The sequence below is a fragment of the Mesorhizobium sp. M7A.F.Ca.CA.002.09.1.1 genome, assembly GCF_003998555.1.
GTDB lineage: Bacteria > Pseudomonadota > Alphaproteobacteria > Rhizobiales > Rhizobiaceae > Mesorhizobium > Mesorhizobium ciceri.
Genome location: NZ_RZRR01000988.1, coordinates 1 through 1,918, shown reverse-complemented (window position 1 = coordinate 1,918; position 1,918 = coordinate 1). Strand labels below are relative to the sequence as shown.

2 protein-coding genes and 1 pseudogene are annotated in these 1,918 nt (G+C 61.3%); 2 read left to right on the top strand and 1 reads right to left on the bottom strand.

The features are described from left to right. The first annotated feature begins 280 nt into the window (after positions 1–280). A complete protein-coding gene (gene cysE, locus EN994_RS29295) occupies positions 281–1,129 on the top strand; it encodes a serine O-acetyltransferase (RefSeq protein WP_013531333.1) in 849 nt (282 codons plus the stop codon). A 310-nt stretch (positions 1,130–1,439) separates the two neighbouring features. Further along, positions 1,440–1,643 (top strand): DUF3126 family protein, encoded by a 204-nt coding sequence (locus tag EN994_RS29290; RefSeq protein ID WP_013531334.1) that lies wholly within the window; start codon positions 1,440–1,442, stop codon positions 1,641–1,643. 62 nt (positions 1,644–1,705) lie between these two features. On the opposite strand, the pseudogene EN994_RS29285 reads toward EN994_RS29290, so the two are convergent. Further along, positions 1,706–1,918, bottom strand: a pseudogene (locus EN994_RS29285) (hypothetical protein); the annotation flags it as partial.

Below are 1,918 nucleotides of genomic sequence, written 5' to 3'. Positions count from 1 at the left end.
AACTTCGATAGGCGCCAGCCAGCGCCAGCATAGACTCGATATGGGCAAGGTTGTGGTAGTGGCGGCCCTGTGCCCGGTAGAGCCCTGAGAGCTCGCTTTTCAGCGCGTCGTCGATCAAGGGTTCGTTTTCCATGGCTGCTTGAATTCCCGCGAACCAAATCCATTTGACAAAGCACTAAGGAAAATTGAGTTCAATCGTGCTATGATCTGGCTTATATGTGCGGCCGGGCAGCAGGCAAGCACAACAGGCAAGCCAGGCAGGACGCAGGACGAGACGGCGATGAACAGCATCAGCATTTCCCGACACAGCGCATTGAAGCCGGTCGATCCGATCTGGCGTTCGATCCGCGACGAGGCCATGGAGGCTGTCAACCGCGACCCGCTGCTCGCTGCATTCCTCTATTCGACCATCCTCAACCAGGACAGCCTGGAAGAAGCAGTCATTCATCGGCTGGCCGAGCGGCTGGCGCACCAGGACATCGGCTCCGATCTCATCCGCCAGACCTTCAAGTCCATGCTGGCCGACGACAAGGAGTGGCCGACGACGGTGCGTGTCGACATCCAGGCCTATTACGATCGCGATCCGGCTTGCGACCGCTTCATCATGCCGGTGCTCTATTTCAAGGGGTTCCACGCCATCCAGACGCATCGGCTGGCGCATTGGCTGTGGAACCAGGGGCGCAAGGATTTCGCGCTCTATCTGCAGAGCCGCTCGTCCTCGGTCTTCCAGACCGACATCAACCCGGCCGCCCGCATTGGCAAGGGCATCTTCATCGACCACGCAACCGGCCTCGTGGTCGGCGAGACCGCGGTCATCGAGGATGACGTGTCGATCCTGCATGGCGTGACGCTGGGCGGCACCGGCAAGGCCGGCGGCGACCGCCACCCCAAGATCCGCTACGGCGTGCTGATCGGCGCCGGCGCCAAGATACTCGGCAACATCGAAATCGGCCATTGCTCGAAGATCGCGGCCGGCTCGGTGGTGCTGTCGCCTGTGCCGCACAACAAGACGGTTGCCGGCGTGCCGGCCCGCGTCGTCGGCGAGACCGGCTGCGATCAGCCGTCGCGCCAGATGGACCAGCTTTTGCCGTCGCAGACGATGGATCAGGTCGTCAGTTTCGACATCTGATTGTCATATGTCCGCTGCCTGAGGCCGTGGGCAGACATGGGCGATTGTTCTCGCCCAAGGTCTTTTGAGATTCAGGTCAGGCCGAGCCGAAATGGTGGGTTCCGAGAACCGGAGCGGAGCGTACGTTTGGGTACGTGAGCACAGTTCTACCGCGACGCGGTAGAACGGGGAAGCGCAGGAAACCGCCATTTGCAGGCCGGCCTCACGTGAATATCAACAGACCTTAATCAGGCCGCTTGCCTTTACATCGCCATTGTCGACGTGCCAGAAGCGCGTTCGAACGAGCAAGCCCGATGATCGGAGAAGACTGTTGAAGCCGGACGAAATCAGAAAGCTGGACGCCTATTTCAAGCGCGTCTTCCAAAACCCCAAGCTTGAGGTCAAGGCGCGGCCGCGCAAGGACGATTCGGCCGAGGTCTATGTCGGCGACGAATTCCTCGGCATCGTCTTCAAGGACGAGGACGACGGCGACTACAATTTTTCGATGGCGATTCTCGACATCGATCTGGCCTGAGCCAGCAAATCTTGCGGTCGGCCGGCTCATGCGGCCGGCCAGCCGGTTCCCTTGAAGCGTTCTTAACGTCCCGCCTTCAGAACGCGCCCGGCTTCGGTGGCGATTGCCGCGTCGAGCGCCTGCCAATCGCCCAGAAACTCCCTTGGGAAGCGATAGGTGAGGCTGAGTTCGTCGCCGACCTGGATGTCGCGCTCGCAGGGCGCCAGCGATTGGTCGGCACTCGGCCCGCTCAGGCAACGGGCCACGAACGGCTCCTTGCCGGGGCGATTGCCGAC